This window comes from Microbacterium sp. NPDC008134, assembly GCF_042957055.1.
Lineage (GTDB): Bacteria > Actinomycetota > Actinomycetes > Actinomycetales > Microbacteriaceae > Microbacterium.
The window spans coordinates 1,711,062-1,730,536 of record NZ_JBIBHO010000001.1; the positions used below are offsets into that span (position 1 = coordinate 1,711,062).

The 19,475-nt window shown below is 67.8% G+C and carries 20 protein-coding genes; 13 read left to right on the plus strand and 7 right to left on the minus strand.

The window, feature by feature from the left end; genetic code table 11:
* Nucleotides 1–5: 5 nt before the first annotated feature.
* The 7 genes from ACFY9N_RS08100 to lnt are packed head-to-tail and all read left to right on the plus strand — an operon-like array spanning nucleotide 6 to nucleotide 8,010.
* Nucleotides 6–938 (plus strand): hypothetical protein, encoded by a 933-nt coding sequence (locus tag ACFY9N_RS08100; RefSeq protein WP_391477938.1) that lies wholly within the window; start codon nucleotides 6–8, stop codon nucleotides 936–938.
* The gene (locus tag ACFY9N_RS08105) at nucleotides 938–1,930 is read left to right on the plus strand and encodes a helix-turn-helix transcriptional regulator (RefSeq protein ID WP_391477940.1); all 993 of its coding nucleotides are present in this window, start codon (nucleotides 938–940) and stop codon (nucleotides 1,928–1,930) included. The genes ACFY9N_RS08100 and ACFY9N_RS08105 overlap by 1 nt, the downstream gene beginning before the upstream one ends.
* Complete coding sequence (locus ACFY9N_RS08110; protein ID WP_391477941.1) at nucleotides 1,927–2,946, plus strand: helix-turn-helix transcriptional regulator; 1,020 nt, start codon at nucleotides 1,927–1,929, stop codon at nucleotides 2,944–2,946. The genes ACFY9N_RS08105 and ACFY9N_RS08110 overlap by 4 nt, the downstream gene beginning before the upstream one ends.
* A 2-nt stretch (nucleotides 2,947–2,948) precedes the next feature.
* Nucleotides 2,949–3,188, plus strand: coding sequence for a twin-arginine translocase TatA/TatE family subunit (gene tatA / locus ACFY9N_RS08115; RefSeq protein ID WP_247622496.1), 240 nt, complete (start codon nucleotides 2,949–2,951; stop codon nucleotides 3,186–3,188).
* A 57-nt stretch (nucleotides 3,189–3,245) separates the two neighbouring features.
* Nucleotides 3,246–4,004, plus strand: a complete 759-nt coding sequence (gene tatC, locus ACFY9N_RS08120; protein WP_247633975.1) for a twin-arginine translocase subunit TatC — start codon at nucleotides 3,246–3,248, stop codon at nucleotides 4,002–4,004.
* A complete protein-coding gene (locus tag ACFY9N_RS08125) occupies nucleotides 4,001–6,475 on the plus strand; it encodes a DEAD/DEAH box helicase (protein WP_391477942.1) in 2,475 nt (824 codons plus the stop codon). Before tatC ends, ACFY9N_RS08125 begins: the two co-directional genes overlap by 4 nt.
* 11 nt (nucleotides 6,476–6,486) lie before the next feature.
* Nucleotides 6,487–8,010, plus strand: a complete 1,524-nt coding sequence (lnt, locus tag ACFY9N_RS08130) for an apolipoprotein N-acyltransferase (protein ID WP_391477943.1) — start codon at nucleotides 6,487–6,489, stop codon at nucleotides 8,008–8,010.
* Here lnt and ACFY9N_RS08135 read toward each other — a convergent pair.
* From ACFY9N_RS08135 to ACFY9N_RS08150, 4 genes are all read right to left on the minus strand, one after another.
* Nucleotides 8,007–8,390 (minus strand): RNA polymerase-binding protein RbpA, encoded by a 384-nt coding sequence (locus ACFY9N_RS08135; protein ID WP_391477944.1) that lies wholly within the window; start codon nucleotides 8,388–8,390, stop codon nucleotides 8,007–8,009. The two genes, lnt and ACFY9N_RS08135, sit on opposite strands and share 4 nt — an antisense overlap.
* Nucleotides 8,391–8,495: 105 nt before the next feature.
* Complete coding sequence (locus tag ACFY9N_RS08140) at nucleotides 8,496–9,272, minus strand: glycerophosphodiester phosphodiesterase family protein (RefSeq protein ID WP_391477945.1); 777 nt, start codon at nucleotides 9,270–9,272, stop codon at nucleotides 8,496–8,498.
* Complete coding sequence (locus ACFY9N_RS08145) at nucleotides 9,269–10,195, minus strand: SPFH domain-containing protein (protein WP_391477947.1); 927 nt, start codon at nucleotides 10,193–10,195, stop codon at nucleotides 9,269–9,271. The genes ACFY9N_RS08140 and ACFY9N_RS08145 overlap by 4 nt, the downstream gene beginning before the upstream one ends.
* Nucleotides 10,196–10,203: 8 nt before the next feature.
* Complete coding sequence (locus tag ACFY9N_RS08150) at nucleotides 10,204–10,677, minus strand: NfeD family protein (protein ID WP_391477948.1); 474 nt, start codon at nucleotides 10,675–10,677, stop codon at nucleotides 10,204–10,206.
* A 120-nt stretch (nucleotides 10,678–10,797) separates the two neighbouring features.
* Here ACFY9N_RS08150 and ACFY9N_RS08155 point away from each other — a divergent pair, with 120 nt between their 5' ends.
* Nucleotides 10,798–11,562 carry an SDR family oxidoreductase gene (locus ACFY9N_RS08155; protein WP_391477949.1) on the plus strand — a complete coding sequence of 255 codons (765 nt, stop codon included), beginning with the start codon at nucleotides 10,798–10,800 and terminating at the stop codon, nucleotides 11,560–11,562.
* A 66-nt stretch (nucleotides 11,563–11,628) separates the two neighbouring features.
* Here ACFY9N_RS08155 and ACFY9N_RS08160 read toward each other — a convergent pair whose 3' ends face one another.
* Nucleotides 11,629–12,225, minus strand: a complete 597-nt coding sequence (locus ACFY9N_RS08160) for an HdeD family acid-resistance protein (protein ID WP_391477951.1) — start codon at nucleotides 12,223–12,225, stop codon at nucleotides 11,629–11,631.
* Between the two features lie 176 nt (nucleotides 12,226–12,401).
* Here ACFY9N_RS08160 and ACFY9N_RS08165 point away from each other — a divergent pair, with 176 nt between their 5' ends.
* Genes ACFY9N_RS08165 through ACFY9N_RS08175 form a run of 3 tightly spaced genes read left to right on the plus strand, consistent with a single transcriptional unit; the run spans nucleotide 12,402 to nucleotide 15,603 of the window.
* On the plus strand, nucleotides 12,402–12,800 hold the full coding sequence (locus ACFY9N_RS08165) for a helix-turn-helix transcriptional regulator (RefSeq protein WP_391478470.1): 399 nt from the start codon (nucleotides 12,402–12,404) through the stop codon (nucleotides 12,798–12,800).
* 5 nt (nucleotides 12,801–12,805) lie between these two features.
* Nucleotides 12,806–13,216 (plus strand): VOC family protein, encoded by a 411-nt coding sequence (locus tag ACFY9N_RS08170; RefSeq protein ID WP_391477952.1) that lies wholly within the window; start codon nucleotides 12,806–12,808, stop codon nucleotides 13,214–13,216.
* Between the two features lie 29 nt (nucleotides 13,217–13,245).
* On the plus strand, nucleotides 13,246–15,603 hold the full coding sequence (locus tag ACFY9N_RS08175) for an ATP-binding cassette domain-containing protein (protein ID WP_391477953.1): 2,358 nt from the start codon (nucleotides 13,246–13,248) through the stop codon (nucleotides 15,601–15,603).
* 23 nt (nucleotides 15,604–15,626) lie between these two features.
* Here the strand turns inward: ACFY9N_RS08175 and ACFY9N_RS08180 are convergent, their stop codons facing one another.
* A complete protein-coding gene (locus ACFY9N_RS08180; RefSeq protein ID WP_391477954.1) occupies nucleotides 15,627–16,475 on the minus strand; it encodes a class I SAM-dependent methyltransferase in 849 nt (282 codons plus the stop codon).
* Nucleotides 16,476–16,695: 220 nt separating this feature from the next.
* Here ACFY9N_RS08180 and ACFY9N_RS08185 point away from each other — a divergent pair, with 220 nt between their 5' ends.
* Both ACFY9N_RS08185 and ACFY9N_RS08190 read left to right on the plus strand, forming a co-directional pair.
* Entirely contained in the window at nucleotides 16,696–17,178 is a 483-nt protein-coding gene (locus ACFY9N_RS08185; protein ID WP_391477955.1) for a hypothetical protein, read from the plus strand.
* A 91-nt stretch (nucleotides 17,179–17,269) separates the two neighbouring features.
* Nucleotides 17,270–18,598 carry a nitrate/nitrite transporter gene (locus ACFY9N_RS08190; RefSeq protein ID WP_391477957.1) on the plus strand — a complete coding sequence of 443 codons (1,329 nt, stop codon included), beginning with the start codon at nucleotides 17,270–17,272 and terminating at the stop codon, nucleotides 18,596–18,598.
* A gap of 25 nt (nucleotides 18,599–18,623) precedes the next feature.
* Here ACFY9N_RS08190 and ACFY9N_RS08195 read toward each other — a convergent pair whose 3' ends face one another.
* Nucleotides 18,624–19,442, minus strand: coding sequence for an arginase family protein (locus tag ACFY9N_RS08195; RefSeq protein WP_391477958.1), 819 nt, complete (start codon nucleotides 19,440–19,442; stop codon nucleotides 18,624–18,626).
* Between the last annotated feature and the right edge of the window lie 33 nt (nucleotides 19,443–19,475).

Consider the following 19,475-nt stretch of genomic DNA (forward strand, 5'->3'; position numbering starts at 1 on the left):
AGGGCGTGCGTAAAACGTCCGCCGTTCTGGCCACTCTCAGCCTCGCCGTCCTCGCTCTGACGGGGTGCACGGCTGCTCCGACTTTCGATGGCGCCGCGTGCGACCGCTCCAGCGGTTCGACCGGTCTCACCGATGCGGTGACCGTCGAGGGCGACCTCGGCACGAAGCCGGACGTGAGCATCTACACACCGTTGCACGTCGAGACCTCCGCGGCGGCGGATGTGGTCGTCGGAGACGGCCGTGCCGTGCAGAACGGCCAGCAGCCCTTCGTCTACGAGCTCACGCTCTTCAGCGGAGAGACGGGCGAAGAGATCGACGGAACTCCGTACGACCCGACCCAGGGGCCCTTGACGACCCTCGACGTCCAGGGCGCGCGTTTCCCCGCTCTCGCAGAAGCGCTGAAGTGCGTGACCCAAGGGTCGCGCACGGTGGTCGCCGTGACCGCAGACGACGCCGGGGCCGAGGCGCTGCAGGCCTTCGGCCTCGACGCCGACGACACGATGGTCTTCGTCGTCGACACCATCGATGTCCTCCTGCCGAAGGCCGAAGGGGCTCTGCAGTTCAACGACGCCCGCGGCATGCCGACGGTCGTCCGCGCGCCCGACGGCACCCCTGGCGTCATCATCCCCGCGTCTGCGGCGCCCTCCGAGCTCGTCACGCAGACGCTCATCCGCGGTGAGGGCGATGAGGTCGGGGCCGATCAGGTTCCGATCGTCCAGTACACGTCCCTCGGTTGGGGCGACAGGAAGGTCATGACGCAGACCTGGGGCAACGCCGTCTCCACCGATCTGCAGCAGGTGGCACCCGCCGTGGCGCAGGAGCTGGTCGGCGAGCCCGTCGGTTCCCAGGTGCTGGTGGTCACGCCGGCATCCGAGTCGGCACCCGCCGTCGTCTACGTCGTCGACATCCTGGGCGCGATCACGGTCCCCACCTCCTGATGGCCGCCCGTATTCCCGCTGAGGAGCGCCTGACGAATCTCGTCGTGGCCCTGATGGCGACGGAGATCGGGCTCACGAAGCAGCAGATCCTCGACAACGTCTCCGGGTACCGCCAGCGCGCGGATGCCGGAACGCGGTCGGATGCCCTCGAGAAGATGTTCGAGCGCGACAAGGACGAACTCCGCTCGCTCGGTGTCCCGGTGGAGACCATCGGCGACCCCGCAGATCCGAACGATCTGCGCGAGGCTCGCTATCGGATTCCGCAGGCGGAGTACGACCTGCCCAGCGATATCGACTTCACGCCCGCCGAGCTCGCCGTGCTGCGCCTCGCCGGAAGCGTGTGGAGCGCGGAATCCGCGTCGGGCGACGCGCAGGCCGGTGTGCGGAAGATCCGCGCTCTCGGTATCGACGGTGACGAGCCGATCATCGGGTTCGCGCCCCGCATCACGGCACGGGATGCCGCCTTCGGGCCGCTCCAAGAAGCGATCGAGAAGAGCCGGGTCGTCGCTTTCGACTACCTCAAGCCGGGGGAGGACGCGCCCCGCCGCCGCCGGGTGCAACCGCTCGCGCTCGTGGACTACGAGGCGCGCTGGCACGTGTTCGGCATCGACATCGACGCCGCCGGCGACCGCACCTTCCTGCTCAGCCGGATCGTCGGGGACGTGACGGTGACCGCGCAGGGCTTCGACACGGCGCTGAGGGAGGGCGCGGGCGATCGTGCTCTCGCCGGACTCGAAACGGTGGCGTCGCAGAATTCCGCCCTGCTCGAGATCACGCCGGGCACCGAGGCATCGCTCCGCCTGGGACGGCGTGCCGTGCCGGCTGTTCAGGGCATCCGTGTTCCTTTCGTCGACGTGCACATCCTCGCCGATGAGCTCGCGTCGTACGGGCCCGAGGTTCGGGTGGTCGAGCCGGACGCGCTCCGCGACGCCGTGGTCTCGCGGCTCCACGCGGTCGCCGAAGCGCACGCCGAACGGGAGGAGGGGCGATGAGTACGAAGAAGCCGTTGCTCGCCGGCGATCGTGTGCGGGTGTACCTGACGCTCGTGCCGTACCTCCTCGAGCACGGTCAGGTCTCGCTGGCCGAAGCTTCCGCGGAGTTCGGCGTGACCCTGCGCGAGATGCGCGCGATGGTCGAGAAGCTGACCGTCATCGGCCTCCCCGGGGAGTCCGGCTTCTGGCAGCAGCCGCAGGAACTGTTCGACATCAACTGGGACCTGCTCGACCAGGAAGACGTCATCGAGATCACGAACGATGTCGCGCTGCGCCGTGTGCCGCGGTTCACGGCGCGCGAAGCCGCGGCGCTGCTCGCCGGGCTGCAGATGGTCGCCGCGGTTCCCGCGGTCTCGGACTCCGGACTCGTCGCAGGTCTCATCTCGAAGCTCTCGCGCGGCGCAGCGGATGCTCCGGCCGAGGTGGTGATCGCCCCCACGGCGGTCGACGAGGTGCGCGAGGCGGTGTCCCGGGGTGTGCAGGAAGGCCGTGCGATCTCCTTCACGTACCAGGCACCCGACGCGCAGCCGACCACGCGCACGGTCGATCCGGTGCAGATCCTGATCACCAACGGCCAGTGGTACCTGCAGGGATGGTGCCATCTGCGTCAGGCGATGCGGACGTTCCATCTCGATCGGGTGAGCGATCCGCAGCTGACCGACATCCCCATCACTCACGCCGGCGAGCACGTCCCCGAGGCGTTCGCCGAGGTCGCCGACGACCGAGAGGTGACCGTCCGCCTTCCCGAGCGGCTCGCACCTCTCCTCGGCGGCCTGCTGTCGGCCGATGAGGTCGAGAGCATCGACGGCGTGGTCACGGCGCGTCTGCACCTCGCCGATCCCCGCGGCATCAAGCGCATCGCCGCGCGGTTCGGCGGCGCTCTCGAGGTCCTCGAGCCCGGAATCGCCCGCGCGGCGACCCGTGAGTGGGCTTCTGCGGGACTCGCGCTCTACCACCGCCCATCCACAGAACAGCCGGGTAGACTGGCAGAATCGCCCACCGACGACGGGAACTAGAGATGTTTGCTGGACTGCAGGGGTGGCACCTCCTGATCGTGCTCGCCGTGATCCTCCTCCTTTTCGGCGCGGCAAAGCTGCCCGCCCTCGCGAAGAGCGTCGGCCAGTCGGCCCGCGTCTTCAAGGGGGAGATGAAGGCGATGAAGGAAGAAGACGGTCCCGCTGCTGCCGAGAACGCAGCGGTGGACCCGACCACGGTGAAGAACTCGGGCTCAGAACCTGAGACTCCGCCGCGCGCCTGACCGCTCGTGGCAGTGATGGACCCGGCCGCGAAGGCGAAGCCGGACCGCGACCGGCGGATGTCGCTCGGTGCGCACCTCGTGGAGCTGCGTCGCCGTCTGATGATCGCCGCCATCGCGCTGGTCGTCGGCATGGTGCTGGCGTTCATCGTCGCGGATCCGATCATCCACTTCATCACCGAGCCGATCCGTCTCATCACCGAGAAGCGCGGTGACGACTTCAGCGCCCTCAACTTCTCGACCGTGACCTCCGCGTTCGACATGCGCATGCGCATCGCCCTGTCGATCGGCCTCTTCGCCTCGGCACCGGTCTGGCTCTGGCAGATCTGGGCGTTCATCATGCCCGGCCTGACACGCAAGGAAGTGCGCTACACGGTCGGCTTCGTCGCCGCCGCTGTCCCGCTGTTCCTCGGCGGGTGCTACCTCGGCGTCATGATCATGCCGCACATCATCGAGCTGATGTGGAGCTTCACGCCGGAGGGCGGCACCAACTTCTACGCCGCTCAGGACTACTACGATTTCATCTTCAAACTGATGCTCGTGATCGGCGTCTCCTTCGTGCTGCCGGTCTTCCTCGTGGCGCTGAACTTCGCCGGCATCATGTCGGGACGGGCGATCCTCAAGGGATGGCGCGTCGCGATCATCATCGCCACCGTGTTCGCCGCCCTCGCGACGCCGGCCGCCGACGTGGTGAGCATGCTGATGCTCGCGGGCATCCTGATCGTCCTGTACTTCGCGGCCGCCGGTCTGTCGCTGCTCTTCGACCGGCGCAAGCGCAAGCAGGATGCGGCCGCCGGCCTCCTGCCGGACGCCGCATGAGTTCGCCGGCGGAGCGTTACGCCGCCGCCCGGCAGGCATCGGAGCATCCCGAGACGTCCGCGTTCGCGGCCCACCAGCGTTTCGATCTCGACCCGTTCCAGATCGAGGGCTGTCATGCGCTCGAGCGCGGGAACAGCGTGCTCGTCGCCGCACCTACCGGGGCGGGAAAGACGATCGTGGGGGAGTTCGCGATTCATCTCGCGATGCAGACGCCCCGCGACAAGGCGTTCTACACGACGCCGATGAAGGCACTCTCGAACCAGAAGTTCCGCGAGCTCGTCGATGTCTACGGCGCGGATGAGGTCGGCCTCCTCACCGGCGACACCAACATCAACGGCAACGCGCGCATCGTGGTGATGACCACCGAAGTGCTGCGCAACATGATCTACGCCGATTCCGCGGCGCTGCGCGACCTCCGCTACGTCGTGATGGACGAGGTGCACTACCTCGCCGACCGATTCCGCGGGGCGGTGTGGGAAGAGGTCATCATCCACCTGCCGTCGCAGGTGCGGCTCGTCTCCCTGAGCGCGACGGTGTCGAACGCCGAGGAGTTCGGCGACTGGCTCGACACGGTGCGTGGTGACACCGAGGTCATCGTCTCGGAGGTCCGACCCGTCCCGTTGGAGCAGCACGTGCTCGTGCGCGACGACCTGCTGCCGCTGTTCGATGATCGGGCCGGCGTCGCGACGGCGCAGGTGAACCAGGAACTGATGCGTATCCGCTCGTTCACCGGTTCGAACTACGAGAACAACCGACGGGCGCAGTCCTACGCCAGTAACCGGCACGCCGGCCGACAGGCGAAACGCCCCCCGCGCGGCGGCCAGCGTCCGGTGCGGCCGTCGAATGCGCGCCGCATCGAGCGGATCGATCGCCCGGAGGTCATTCACCTCCTCGAGCGCGCGAACCTTCTCCCCGCGATCTTCTTCATCTTCAGCCGGGTCGGATGCGACGCGGCCGTCTCGCAGGTGCGTCGTTCAGGGATGCGACTGACCTCGCAGGAGGAGCGCGCCGAGATCCGGGCGATCGTCGAGGAGCGCACCCGCACCCTGCAGGAAGAGGACCTCGGCGTCCTCGGATACTGGGAGTGGCTCGACAACCTCGAGCGCGGTGTGGCCTCGCATCACGCGGGACTGCTGCCGGCCTTCAAGGAGGTCGTCGAAGAGCTCTACCAGCGCAAGCTCGTGAAGGTCGTGTTCGCTACCGAGACGCTCGCGCTCGGCATCAACATGCCGGCGCGCACCGTCGTTCTCGAGAAGATGGAGAAGTTCAACGGTGAGGCCCGAGTGGCGATCACCTCGGGGGAGTACACCCAGCTCACCGGCCGCGCCGGCCGCCGCGGAATCGATGTCGAGGGCCACGCGGTGGTGCAGTGGACCGAGGGCATGGATCCGCAGGCCGTGGCCGCCCTCGCATCGCGACGCACCTACCCCCTGAACTCGAGCTTCCGGCCCACCTACAACATGGCCGTGAATCTGATCGATCTGTTCGGAAAGCCGCGCGCCCGACAGATCCTCGAGTCGTCGTTCGCGCAGTTCCAGGCCGACCGCGCGGTCGTCGGCCTCGCGCGCCAGGTGCGCGAGGCCGAGGCGTCGCTCGCCGGCTACGAGAAGTCGATGTCGTGCGAGCACGGCGACTTCGTCGAGTACTCCACCATTCGCCGCGAGCTCAGCGATCTCGAGAAGAAGAACCGGCAGGACTCGGGTGCACCGCGCTCCGCCCGCGACAAGCGGGTGAAGCGCATCCAGCAGTTGCGCACGCGGATGCAGCGGCATCCCTGTCACGCGTGCCCCGATCGTGAGGCGCACGCCCGCTGGGCGGAGCGGTACTGGAAGCTGAAGCGCCAGACCGACCGCACCCGTCGTCAGATCGAGACGCGCACGGGTACCGTGGCTCGCGTCTTCGACCGTGTCGTCGAGGTTCTCGAGACGCTCGACTATCTGCGCTCCGACGGCGACGAGATGACCCTCACAGAGGCCGGACGCACGATGCGGCGCATCTACGGCGAGCGGGACCTGCTCGTCGCCGAGTCGCTGCGCCAGGGCCTGTGGTCGGGTCTCGATGCGCCCTCGCTCGCGGCGATGGCGTGCTGCCTCGTCTACGAGCCCCGGCGCGACGAGGCGAACTCGGGCGAGCGCGGACTGCCGCGCGGTGCATTCCGTGCCGCGTACGAGAAGACGACGGCCCTGTGGGCGGTTCTCGACGACCTCGAGCAGGACCACCACCTTCCCGGCTCCGAGCCGCTCGCCGCGGGTCTCGCCGGGGCGATGCACTCGTGGGCCCGCGGGGGGATGCTCGACCGCGTCCTCGTGGATGCCGATATGGCCGCCGGCGACTTCGTCCGCTGGGCGAAGCAGACCATCGATCTCCTCGATCAGCTGTCGATCGTCGCCGAAGACGGGACACTCGCCCGGACTGCTCGCACGGCGCTCGACGGAGTGCGCCGCGGTATCGTCGCCTATTCCTCGATGTGATCAGAGTCGCCATGTCTGAACGCACGACTCGACCGCGCCCGCTCCTGCCGCTCTGGGCGGCGTCGATCGCGGCTGCCGCCGCGGCGCTGCTCATGTACCTCGCCTACCCGGCCGCGGCGATCTGGGTACTCGCATTCCCCGCGTCCGCGCTCCTGCTGCTGTCGATGATCGGACGTCGAGCCGGTGGTGCTCTGCTGGTCGGCCTCGTCTACGGCATCCTGTTCTTCGCCCTCCTCGTCTCCTGGACCTCGCGCTATCTCGGCCCGATTCCGTGGGCGGCCCTGAGCGTCGTCGAGGGCGGTCTCACGGCCCTCGCCCTCATTCCGATCGCTCTCGCGTACCGGTGGATCCCTCGGGCCCTCCCCGGCACCTGGGGGCGGATGCTGGTGCTCCCGCTCGTCGTCGCGGCGTTGTGGGTTGGCCGCGAGGTGTTCGTCGGCTCCTGGCCCTACGGCGGGTTCCCGTGGGCGCGCATCGGGATGAGCCAGGCGGAGAGTCCGCTTGCGCCGGTGTCGTCCTGGCTCGGCGTCGGGGGCCTCGGCTTCCTGATGGTGCTCGTCGTGGCGATGCTGATCGAGGCCGTGCGATTGCGGCTGTGGAGGCATCCGCTACCCCTTGTCGTGCCCGCGGCCATCGCGATCGTGTTGCTCGTGACGCCGCAGTTCCCGACCGCTTCTGCGGGAGAGATGCGCATCGCCGCCGTGCAGGGCAACGGCCCGACCGGGTACTTCGACGAGCGCACGCCGTTCGCCGTGGTCCGCGCGCAGATCGATGCCACCCAGCCGCTCTACGGCGAGGACGTCGACCTCCTCGTCTGGCCGGAGGGCGGCCTCGACGCCGATCCCTTCCAGAACGAGACGCTCGCGCGTCAGCTCACCCTCGTCTCGACCCGGATCGACGCGCCGGTTCTCGCGAACGCCGCGACCGCGCGCAATGAGCTGTACTGGAACACGTCGATGCTCTGGACGGATGCCGGGGGAGCGGAGCAGCTCCACGACAAACGTCACCCGGTACCCTTCGGCGAGTACGTTCCCGACCGCGCGTTCTACAACGCGCTGGCACCCGACCTGATCGGTCTGATCGGGCGCGAGTACACCCCCGGTATCAACCCGCCGCTGATGGACGTCGACGGCACGCTCGTCGGCCTCGCGATCTGCTTCGACGTCATCTACGACGACGTGATCCACGAGAGCGTCGCCGGCGGCGCGGAGGTGCTCGTCTTCCAGACCAACAACGCGGACTTCCGCGGGACCGACGAGAACCTGCAGCAGCTGGCGTTCGCGCGGATGCGCGCGATCGAGACGGGGCGCAGCGTCGTGAACGTGTCGACGGTGGGAACGAGCCAGATCATCCGTCCCGACGGGTCGACGGTCACGAGCCTGGACGCAGATGAGGCCGGAGCGATGCTCGAGGATGTCGAACTCCGCTCCGGCCTCACGGCTGGTGTGGTGCTGGGCCCCTGGGTGCAGCAGATCCTGCTCTGGGGCGGACTGGTCGCGCTCGTTCTCGGGTGGTGGCGCGCCCGCAGGGCTTAGGCCCCGATCTTCTCCCGCGTCGGGTCTTCACCGGCGCCACGACGGGCGCGGATGAAGGCGAGACGCTCTTCGAGGAGCTCTTCGAGCTCGGCACGCGTGCGGCGCTCCAGCAGCATGTCCCAGTGGGTACGGGCGGCCTTCTCGTCGGTCGCTTCGAGCGTGACGGCCTGGCCGTCGACGTTGAGCCGGGCGTCGGCTCCGCAGGAGCGGCATTCCCAGGTCTGGGGCGGCTCTGCATCGGCCGCGAACATCAGGTTCGTGACATGGCCGCATGCGTCACAGGTGTAGGTGGTCTCTCGGCGCTCCATGAAAACGACGCCTTCTTCGCTCTGTAGGCTCTGGGCGCCGAGTCGGATGCCGCGCAGGCTGCGATCTGCCATTGTGTGGTCCTCTCGTCGCTGTCAGGTATAACGCTCCAGCCTGTGCGCTTCATCCACGCGCCCGGATTCTCGGCCTTATTCACAGCGGAATCCCAGCGCCGAGGGTTATGAGGGCGGAAGCGCGTCGAGCGCGAGATCGGCACGGTCCGAGACGATCCCGTCGACGCCGAGGGCGACGAGCCGGCGCATCTCCTTTGGCTCGTTCACGGTCCACACGTGCACCTCGACGCCGTGTGCGTGGGCCGCATGCAGCAGTGCGGGGGTGAGGACCCTCACCGGTCCCTGTCGTTCGGGGATCTGCAGGGCGTCGATGTCGCGGAGAGCACGAGCGGGGGAGAGGTGGAGAGCGGAGAGAGCGCGCGCGGCGGCGATGGTGCGGCTCCCGCCCGAGGTGGCGGGGCGCAGAGACGCTCCCGCGCCGAGCACGGCGGCGACCGTGGCGCGCCGGTGGGCGTCCGTGAAGCTCGTCACGAGCGTCCGGTGCGTGTGCTCGGCGAGGAGAGGGCCGAGCGGTTCCGCGGCGGCGGCGGTCTTCACGTCGATGTTGAAGCGCACCGTGGGGAACAGATCGAGAGCATCGGCGACGGTGAGCAGGCCGCCATGATCGGCGAAGACCCGGACGAGATCACGGGTACGTACGTCGCGGACGAGTCGCGGGTCGCCGGTCAGGCGTTCGAGTGTCGCATCGTGGAAGAGCACCACGTCGCCGTCGGCGGTGACCTGGCAGTCGGTCTCGACGTACTCCGCACCGGCGGCGTGGGCGGCGGCGAAGGCGGCGGCGGTGTTCTCCCACACGCCGGAGTCCTCGCCCGCCGAGGTCACGAGACCGCGGTGGGCGAGGACTCGGGGGTGCCGTGCCTTCGCGAAGTAGGGGTGCGTCACACGCCCGGCGGGGGAGTCGGCGCCTGTCCAGGCTTCGGAGTGAACGCACTGCCGATGCCCTTCAGCGCCTCGGTGAGCTCGCTCGGGATGATCCACAGCTTGTTGGACTGCCCCTCACTGATCTTCGGCAGCATCTGCAGGTACTGGTAGGCGAGCAGTTTGTCGTCAGGAGCGCCCTGGTGGATCGCGGTGAAGACGTTCTGAATGGCCTCGGCCTCACCCTGTGCACGCAGCACCGCTGCCTGCTTGTCACCCTCGGCGCGGAGGATCTCCGCCTGACGGGAACCCTCGGCCTCCAGAATTGCGGACTGCTTCGTTCCCTCGGCGGTGAGGATCGCGGCGCGACGGTCACGCTCAGCGCGCATCTGCTTCTCCATCGAGTCCTGGATCGAGATGGGCGGATCGATCGCCTTCAGCTCGACGCGGCCGACGCGGATGCCCCACTTGCCCGTCGCCTCGTCGAGGACGACACGGAGCTGACCGTTGATGTTGTCGCGGCTCGTGAGCGCCTCTTCGAGGTTGAGGCCACCGACGACGTTACGGAGCGTCGTGGTCGTGAGCTGCTCGACGGCGCCGAGGTAGTTCGCGATCTCGTAGGTCGCGGCACGGGCATCCGTCACCTGGAAGTAGACGACCGTGTCGATGGAGACGACCAGGTTGTCCTCGGTGATCACGGGCTGCGGCGGGAACGAGACGACCTGCTCGCGCATGTCGATGAGCGGACGGAGGCGATCGATGAACGGAACCAGGATGTTCAGTCCCGGGGTGAGGGTCTTGTGATAGCGGCCGAGCCGCTCGACGACCCCGGCCGTGGCCTGCGGGATGATGCGGATGGATCGTGCGACGGTCACCACCACGAAGATGATGACCGCGATCGCGAGGATCCAGAGGATCGCGGTGGGGATGAACGAGGCGTCGTTCACGGAGTCTCCTAGTCGTTGACGGGTCGGACGATGGCGGTGGCGCCGTTGATCGCCGTGACGGCGATCGGCGATCCCTGCGGAATCGGTACGGATGAGGCGGAGCGAGCGGTCCAGGTGTCGCCGTTGCTGAGCTTGACCTGTCCGGAGATCTGCGTGATGTCGTGGAGTGCGGTTCCGCGGAGATCGAGGAGCGCGTCGACATTCGACTTCGTCGGGTCCTCGCCCCGCCGCAGCCGCCGGAGCAGCGGCGGGCGGAGGAAGAGGATGAACAGCGCTGCGGCCGCCGCGGCGACGATCACCTGCGCCCAGACCGGGATGCCGACCAGATCGGTGAGCAATCCGATGGCGCTGCCGAAGCTGAGCATCAGGAACGTGAAATCGAGCGTGAGCATCTCGATCACGAGGAACGCGGCGATCAGGACCAGCCAGCCGATCCAGGCCCATTGGTCGATGAACTGTACGAAAGTCGAGACGGTGTCCATGCGGCCTCCTTCGCGGTCAACCTATCACGGTGTCCGGCGCCGTATCGGGCAGCGCGGGGTGGTCTTGATAGTCTGAGTTGCCGCGTCATCGCGGCGTTTCACGCACCATGAGGAGTCACCGTGACCGCTGTTCTGCCCGCAGGATCTCTCGACGGCAAGGTCGCCCTTGTCACCGGCTCGTCGCGGGGGATCGGCGCCGACACCGTGCGCTACCTGGCGGAGGCCGGGGCCGATGTCGTCATCAACTTCCGCAACAAGGCCCCGCGCGCCGAGAAGCTCGCCGGTGAGCTGCGCGAGCTGGGACGCCGTGCGCTCGTCGTCGGCGCCGATCTGACCGACCCTGAGTCTGTCGCGGCGATGTTCGACGCCGTCACCAACGAGTACGGTCGTCTCGACGTGCTCGTGCTGAACGCATCCGGCGGCATGGAGTCCGGCATGGCCGAGGACTACGCGCTCACCCTGAACCGCGATGCGCAGCTGAACGTTCTTCGCGCCGCCGAGCCGCTTCTGGGCGAGGGCGCACGCGTCGTGTTCGTGACCAGCCACCAGGCGCACTTCATCCGCACCACCCCGACCATGCCCGAGTACGAGCCGGTCGCTCTCTCGAAGCGGGCCGGGGAGGATGCGCTGCGCGAGCTCATCCCCGGTCTCGCCGAGAAGGGCATCGGGTTCACGGTCGTCTCCGGCGACATGATCGAGGGCACGATCACCGCGACGCTGCTCGAGCGCGCGAACCCGGGTGCGATCGCGGAGCGTCGTGAATCCGCCGGAAAGCTCTACAACGTGTCGGAGTTCGCGGCCGAGGTCGCACAGGCGGCCATCGATCCCGTGCCGGCCGACAACACACGCCTCGTCGGCGACGTCAGCGCGTTCGTCGCCGGGTAGGGCCCGAGAACACGGATCGGCCCCGTGCTCCTCTGTGGAGCACGGGGCCGATCCGCGTTGCGGAGGTCAGTGCGCGGCGTCCTCCTGGACGGTCGAGGTGAACTCCTTCGCGTCCTTTCCGAGAGTGATCGCGCGGACGATTTGGATGATACCGAGGACGACGAGAGAGATGCCCAGGATCAGCCAGAACGCGAAGCCGGCGACCAGAGGCGAGAACAGTACGACGATTCCGGCCACGATGCTGAGGAGCGCGTAGAGGAGGGTCCACACGCGCGATCCATCCTGACCGAGGAGGCTCAGCGCCACGACGCCGTCGACGATCCAGCTGATGCCGATGAAGATGACGACGACGAAGGCGAGAGCCGCCGCCGCGGCACCGAGGTTCGCGAATGCGATGACGCCGGCGACGATGTAGAGGAGGCCGAGGAGGATGTGCCCGACGCGCGACCATCCGCCGCGTGCGCCGGAGAAGATGCCGAGGCCGATGTAGACGAGGCCCGCGACGACGAGATAGGCGGCGAAGATCGCGGTGACGACGACGGCGGACTTCACCGGCCACACGAGCAGCACGATGCCGGCGAGGAGCGCGACGACGCCCGAGATGGCGAGGGTGATGCGGATCGACGTGAACAGCGATTTCGCTTCGGAGAGTGGTGCGGACATGGGGACCCTTTCTGAGAGAATCCTGTGTGGATTCCCTCAGGGTAGCGCTGAGCACGAGCGCCGTGGGGGTGATCCGCCGCGGAGCGTCGCAGGAGGTCATGCGCCGATGCCGGGCGTCATGGCAAGATCATGACGTGACTCCCGACGAGGATGCGCGCCTGCGAGAGCTGGTGTCGATGCGCAAGGTGCGCGACCGCATAGACCGCGACTACGCGAAACCTCTCGACGTGGAGGCTCTGGCCTCCGGGGTGCACATCTCGGCTGGGCATCTCAGCCGGCGCTTCCGCGAGACCTACGGCGAGTCTCCGTACGCCTACCTGATGACGCGGCGCATCGAGCGGGCGATGGCGCTGCTCCGGCGCGGAGACCGTTCGGTGACCGAGGTGTGCTTCGAAGTCGGGTGCTCGTCTCTCGGCACGTTCAGCAGCCGTTTCACGGAGCTGGTGGGTGTCCCACCCAGCGTGTACCGCGAACGCGCCGCCCACGTCGAGGGAATCCCCGTCTTCCAGGCCAAGCAGGTCACCCGACCGATCAGGAATCGAGAAGCGCCGCGCACCGAGGCGCACCTAGCGTGAACACCATGAAGATCAGCATCCACTACGCCTTCCTCCCGCACACCGACGCCGACGCGGCGCTCGGTTTCTATCGCGACGCCCTCGGCTTCGAGGTGCGCAACGACGTCGGTTACGACGGCATGCGCTGGCTCACCGTGGGCCCCGAGAACCAGCCCGAGACCTCGATCGTGCTGCACCCGCCGGCAACGGACCCGGGCCTCACCGATGACGAGCGTCGCACCGTGCTCGCACTCATCGCCAAGGGGAGCTACGGTGCCCTCACTCTCGCGAGCGACGACCTCGACGCGCTCTTCGAGCGACTGGTCGAGCGGGGCGCGGATGTCGTGCAGGAACCGATGGATCAGCCGTACGGCGTGCGCGACTGCGCGTTCCGCGATCCGTCGGGCAACCTGCTCCGTATCAACCAAGCCGGCTAACCGATCAGCCTCGTCTCCGAAGGATGCCGATGACCACCGTCGACCACCCCGCTGACAATCACGACCTCATCCGCGTCCAGGGCGCACGTGAGAACAACCTCAAGGACGTCAGCGTCGATATCCCGAAGAGACGCCTAAGCGTCTTCACCGGCGTCTCGGGTTCGGGGAAGAGTTCCCTCGTCTTCGACACGATCGCCGCGGAGTCCCGACGCATGATCGACGAGACGTACAGCGCGTTCGTGCAGGGGTTCATGCCGTCGGTTCCGCGTCCGGACGTCGACGTGCTCGAGGGCTTGACGACGGCGATCATCGTCGACCAGGAGCGTCTCGGGGCGAACCCGCGCTCGACCGTCGGTACGGTGACGGATGCGAACGCGATGCTCCGCATCCTCTTCAGCAAGCTCGGGACGCCGTACATCGGCGGGCCGACCGCTTTCTCCTTCAACATCCCCACGCAGCGTGCGAGCGGGGTGATGACCGGCCCCGGCGGCGAGAAGAAGATCGTGAAGGACGCGATCTACCTCGGCGGTATGTGCCCGCGCTGCGAGGGCAGGGGAGCGGTGTCCGACCTCGATCTCACGCAGATCGTCGACGAGTCGAAGTCGCTCGACGAGGGCGCCATCATGGTCCCGGGGTACACGGCCGACGGGTGGATGGTGAAGGGCTTCTCGCAGTCCGGTTTCTATCCCGGAGACAAGCCCATCTCCCAGTTCTCCGAGAAGCAGCGTCAGTTGTTCCTCTACGGCGAGGTGACGAAGGTCAAGATCGCCGGGATCAACATGACCTATGAAGGCCTGATCCCGAAGATCACGAAATCGATGCTGTCGAAGGATCTCGACGCTCTTCAGCCCCACATCCGGGCGTTCGTCGAGCGCGTCGCGACCTTCGCGGTGTGCCCGGAGTGCGACGGCACACGACTCACCGAGGGCGCGCGCTCGTCGAAGATCGACGGCATCAGCATCGCGGATGCCTGCCGGATGCAGGTGACGGATCTCGCCGCGTGGGTGCGCGGTCTGGACCTCCACGGCGCGGGCCCGCTGCTCGAAGCGCTGAGCGCGAATCTCGATGCCTTCGTCACCCTCGGACTCGGGTACCTGAGTCTGGAGCGTCCATCCGGCACGCTGTCCGGGGGAGAGGCGCAGCGCATCAAGATGCTCCGCCACCTCGGGTCGTCTCTCACCGATGTGACCTACGTGTTCGACGAGCCGACGATCGGACTCCACCCGCACGACATCCAGAGGATGAACGGCTTGCTCCTCAAGCTGCGCGACAAGGGCAACACCGTGCTCGTGGTCGAGCACAAGCCCGAGACGATCGTGATCGCCGATCACGTCGTCGATCTCGGCCCGGGTGCCGGCGGCGCCGGCGGGGAGATCTGCTTCGAGGGCACGGTCGAGGGACTCAAGAGCAGTGGCACGCGCACGGGCGAGCACCTGGATGACCGCGCGGTCCTCAAGGATGCGGTGCGTGCGGCGGACGGGGCGATCGAGGTGCGCGGTGCGAGCGCGAACAACCTGCGGGATGTCGATGTCGACATCCCGACCGGCATCCTGACGGTGGTCACCGGTGTGGCGGGCTCGGGCAAGAGCTCGCTGATCCACGGTTCCGTCTCGAAGCTCGACGGCGTCGTGGCGATCGACCAGGGCGCGATCAAGGGCTCGCGCCGGAGCAACCCCGCCACGTACACCGGGCTGCTCGAGCCGATCCGCAAGGCGTTCGCGAAGGCCAACGGGGTCAAGCCCGCGCTCTTCAGCGCGAACTCGGAGGGGGCGTGCCCGACGTGCAAGGGCGCCGGTGTCATCATCACCGAACTCGGGTTCATGGACACGATCGAGACGCCCTGCGAGGACTGCGGAGGAAAGCGCTTCCAAGCCGCGGTGCTCGAGTACAAGCTCGCGGGCAAGGACATCACGGAGGTGCTGGACCTGCCCGTGTCCGAGGCGCGCGTGTTCTTCTCCGAGGGGGAGTCCAAGATCCCGGCGGTGACGGCGATCCTCGGGCGCCTCGATGACGTCGGTCTCGGATATCTCTCGCTCGGACAGCCGCTGTCGACGCTGTCGGGTGGCGAGCGTCAGAGGATCAAGCTGGCGATCCAGATGGGGGAGAAGGGCGACGTGTACGTGCTCGACGAGCCGACGACCGGTCTCCACCTCGCGGATGTGCAGAAGATCCTCGGCCTCCTCGACCGACTCGTCGATTCCGGAAAGACCGTGATCGTGATCGAGCACCACCAGGCGGTGATGGCGCACGCGGACTGGATCCTCGACATCGGCCCCGGCGCCGGGCATGACGGTGGTCGGGTGGTCTTCGAAGGCACGCCTGCAGATCTCGTCGCGGACCGGTCGACACTCACGGGCGAGCATCTCGCGGCCTACGTCGGGGCCTGATTGCGACCCGCAGAAACGATATATCAGTCGCGTCGAGCGATGATCGTGTAGGTGCAGGGGAGGAGGTCGCGCTGGTCTTCGGGCCACGCGTATCCTCCGGGCACCTCCACCATTCGCGGACTGAATCGCCAGGGGAGGGTGCGACCCTCATCGACGTGGACGATCCGCAGGCCGGCGCCGAGGAGCGCTCCGAAGATCTCGGCGAGCGAATGCGGCCACTCGTACGTGCGCGTATGCGAAACCGTGCCGCCACCCGCGTACGTGCTCGCGTCGTCCCATACCTGTGCGGTTCCGTCGCCGAAGAAATACCGATAGCGCGCGGTGAGCGCCGGCGCCTCCTCGTCGAGCGCGTACAGCGCGGGATGCCCGTCGCGGATGAAGAAGGTGCCGCCGGAGCGCAACAGCGCGTGGATCTGCCGCGCCCAACGATCGAGATCCGGGAGCCAGCAGATCGTGCCGATACTCGTATAGACCACGTCGAAGTCACCCGACACGGCTGATCCGGCGTCGAGCACGTCGGTTTCGACCCATTGTGCGTCGACGCCGTGCTCCTGAGCGAAAGCCCGCGCGGTCTCCAGTGCCGGTGCCGAGAAATCGACTCCCGTCACACGGGCACCCGCGCGCGCCAGCGAGACCGTGTCGGTGCCGATGTGACACTGCAGGTGACACACGTCGAGCCCGACGATGCTTCGTGTGGGAAGGAATCGCTCGAGCACCGGTACGTCATGGCGAATCACGTCACTGAGGTGCCCGGGGTCGTCGAATGACTCGCGTGCGTACGACACAGCGTGCAGCGGAACACGATCGTCCCAGTTCTCGCGATTGGCGTCGCGCGCGGCGGCCCAGTCGATCTCCACGTGTTCGCCGTTCATGGCTTCAGCCTAGTCAAGCGGATTCCGACTAAACCGATAATGCACATTATGTCAGATTGAAAGAAAGTCGGCGGGAGCCGCTCCCGCAACTCTGCGGCCGCTGGTCACGATGGGTACTTCTCCCCTGCGCTCGGCGCCGCGGGCGTCACTCGTCTGTGGTTGACTGGCACGCGGTTCACAATCGCATGCCGATACATCGGCTCACTCCATGGGGGAAGAAATGAAACGTCAGATCGCAGCCTGGACCATCGCCGTCGTCGCGGTTCTCGGAATCGCCGGATGCTCGAGCACCCCGAGCGCCGAGAGCGACAGTGACACCTCGACGTCGAGCGAGAGCTCCGCTCCCGCCGAGCAGAACACCGAGCAGTCGGTCGCCGAAGCGTGCTCCGCGGTGAGCAGCGAGATCTCCGGTGTCGCCACCGAGCTCTCTAGCCTCGACATGAGCGCCGCCATGGCCGACCCCGAGGGTACGGTCGCCACCTTCACCGAGACGGTCGATGCCATCGGCGCCGCTGCGGACTCGGTCGACAACGCCGAGGTCAAGGAAGCCGTCACCGCGGTCCACGAGGACTTCGTCTCGCTGCGCGACCTTCTCTCGAAGGTTCTCATCGACCAGGACACCTCGGCAGCCGCCGAGGCATCCACGCTCTCCACCGACATCCAGGAGTCGACGCAGGCGTTCATGACGCTCTGCGCGGGCTGAGCGTCAGTTCTTCCCGCGGGGCCCGGTGAGCGATTGCTCACCGGGCCCTTCGCGTGCATCGAGCGCTCGTCGACGCGAGTACCGTGGAGGGGTGACGCACGCTCCCCTCTCCCCCGTCTCGAATCCCGGGTGGCGAGCCTGGCTGATCTGGTCGGTCGGCGTCGCGGCCTACGTCCTCGCCATCACGAACCGCACGTCGCTGGGGGCGGTTGGTGTCGACGCCGCTGACCGTTTCCAGGCGGATGCCTCGACCCTCGCGCTCTTCGCGGTCGTGCAGCTCGCCGTCTACGGCGGCATGCAGATCCCGGTCGGTGTCCTTCTCGATCGCTTCGGGTCGCGTCCGATCATCACGATCGGGATGTTCCTCATGGCCGCTGGGCAATTGGTGATGGCCTTCTCCCCCAGTATCGGCATCGCGATCCTGGCCCGTGTGCTGCTGGGCGCGGGCGACGCCGCCGTCTTCCCTGCCGTGCTGCGCCTGGTCGCCGTGTGGTTCCCCGCGCAGCGCGGTCCCGTCATGGTGCAGTTCACCGGCATCATCGGCCAGGCGGGACAGCTCGTCGCGCTCGTCCCGCTGGCTGCTCTCCTGCATGCCACGAGCTGGACGGTCACGTTCGGGAGCATCGCCGGGCTCGGTGTGCTCTTCACGATCCTCGTCGCCCTCGTCATTCGCAATCGCCCGGCGGAACAGGCCAGCGACGTCACCGTGAACACCGACACCGGGGTGGTCCGCGTGGTGACGTCGGCCATCGACACCGGTGTCGGCATCCGTGCGGCCTGGGCGCACCCGGGAACCCGGCTCGCGTTCTGGTCGCATTTCACGACTCCGTTCGCCGGCACGGCGTTCATCCTCCTCTGGGGAATGCCCTTCCTCACCGCGGCCCAGGGCCTCTCGGCGGCACATGCCGCTGGACTCATATCTGTATATGTCGTTGCGGGCATGATCTTCGGACCGATCATCGGCGACCTTTCGCGCCGACTCCCGAATCACCGGTCGCTCGCTCTCGTGCTCCCCGCGGTCGGGGTGCAGCTGATCGCGTGGAGCGCTGTCATCGCGCTGCCCGAAGCCGCGCCGATCTGGCTGCTCTACGTTCTCGCGGTCGCCCTCGCGACCGGCGGGCCGGCGTCGATGATCGCGTTCGACCACGCCCGAACGCACAACCCGTCGCACCGACTGAGTACCGCCACCGGGGTCACCAACGCGGGCGGATTCATCGCGGCGCTCATCGCGATCTTCCTGATCGGATTCCTGCTCGACATCCAGGGCGCTGGCACCCCGGAGACCTATTCGCTCGACGCCTTCCGCATCGCCTTCCTCGCGCCCATCCCGCTCTGGATCATCGGATGCACCTTCATCGTGATCGAGCGGAAGCGCACACGCGTGCGGATGGGCCTCGACCCGGAGCGCCATCGGCGGTAGACGGGACGTGCGTCGCGTGGCGGGTTCAGACGGCGCGCAGCAGCGGAAGGAAGGTCTCGAGGATGAGTTCGACACTCACGCGCTCGGGCACCTCGGCGTCGCCCGCCTCGAACTCCGCGAGTTCGATCCCGCGCACGGATCCTGCCGGGAGCGCGGAGAAGATCGCCGCGATCTGGTGCGGCAGCATTCCCTCTCCCACACGGTAGGCGGCGGGGATGTACCCGGGCTCGAGCACGTCCCAGTCGACGTGGATCCAGACGGGCCGTCCGTCGATCAGCTCGACCACTCGCTCGGGGGTGCTGTCCGCGGGGGCGAGAACGCGCACGCCGGCGTCGGCGAGAAGATCGCCCTCTGCCGGGTCGATGTCGCGTCCGCCGACGACGATCACCTGCGTCGGGTCGATGCCCGCTCCGTGCCCGCTGTCCCAGAGGCCGCAGGCGGCGGCGAGCACCATGCCACCGAGATAGCCGGAGTCGGTCGTGTCGGGCGTGTTGAAGTCTCCGTGCGCATCGATCCAGAGGATCACGGCGTCCGGGTGCCGCTCGGCGACGGTCGGGAGCGTGCCGAGACTCGCGGCGCAGGTGTTGGTCGCGAGCAGCGGGGTGGTACCGGCATCGATCGCGCCGGAGACGGCGTCACGCAGGCCGTGCAGCGTCGCGGCCGCCTCCGGAAGCGCCGTGCGCCAGTCGTCCGTGCGCGCCGGAGTCGGTGAACCGATCGTCGTCACAGGCGTGTCGAGCAGCGACGACAGCGCCTCCCCGACGCGTCGCGCGCCCACGAGCGCCCCGTCCGTGCGGTCGGCCACTCGGCCCTGGGACACGATGAGAGAGAACGCAGCAGGCATCCTCCCACTCTCCCACGCGGCGCGGACACCTGC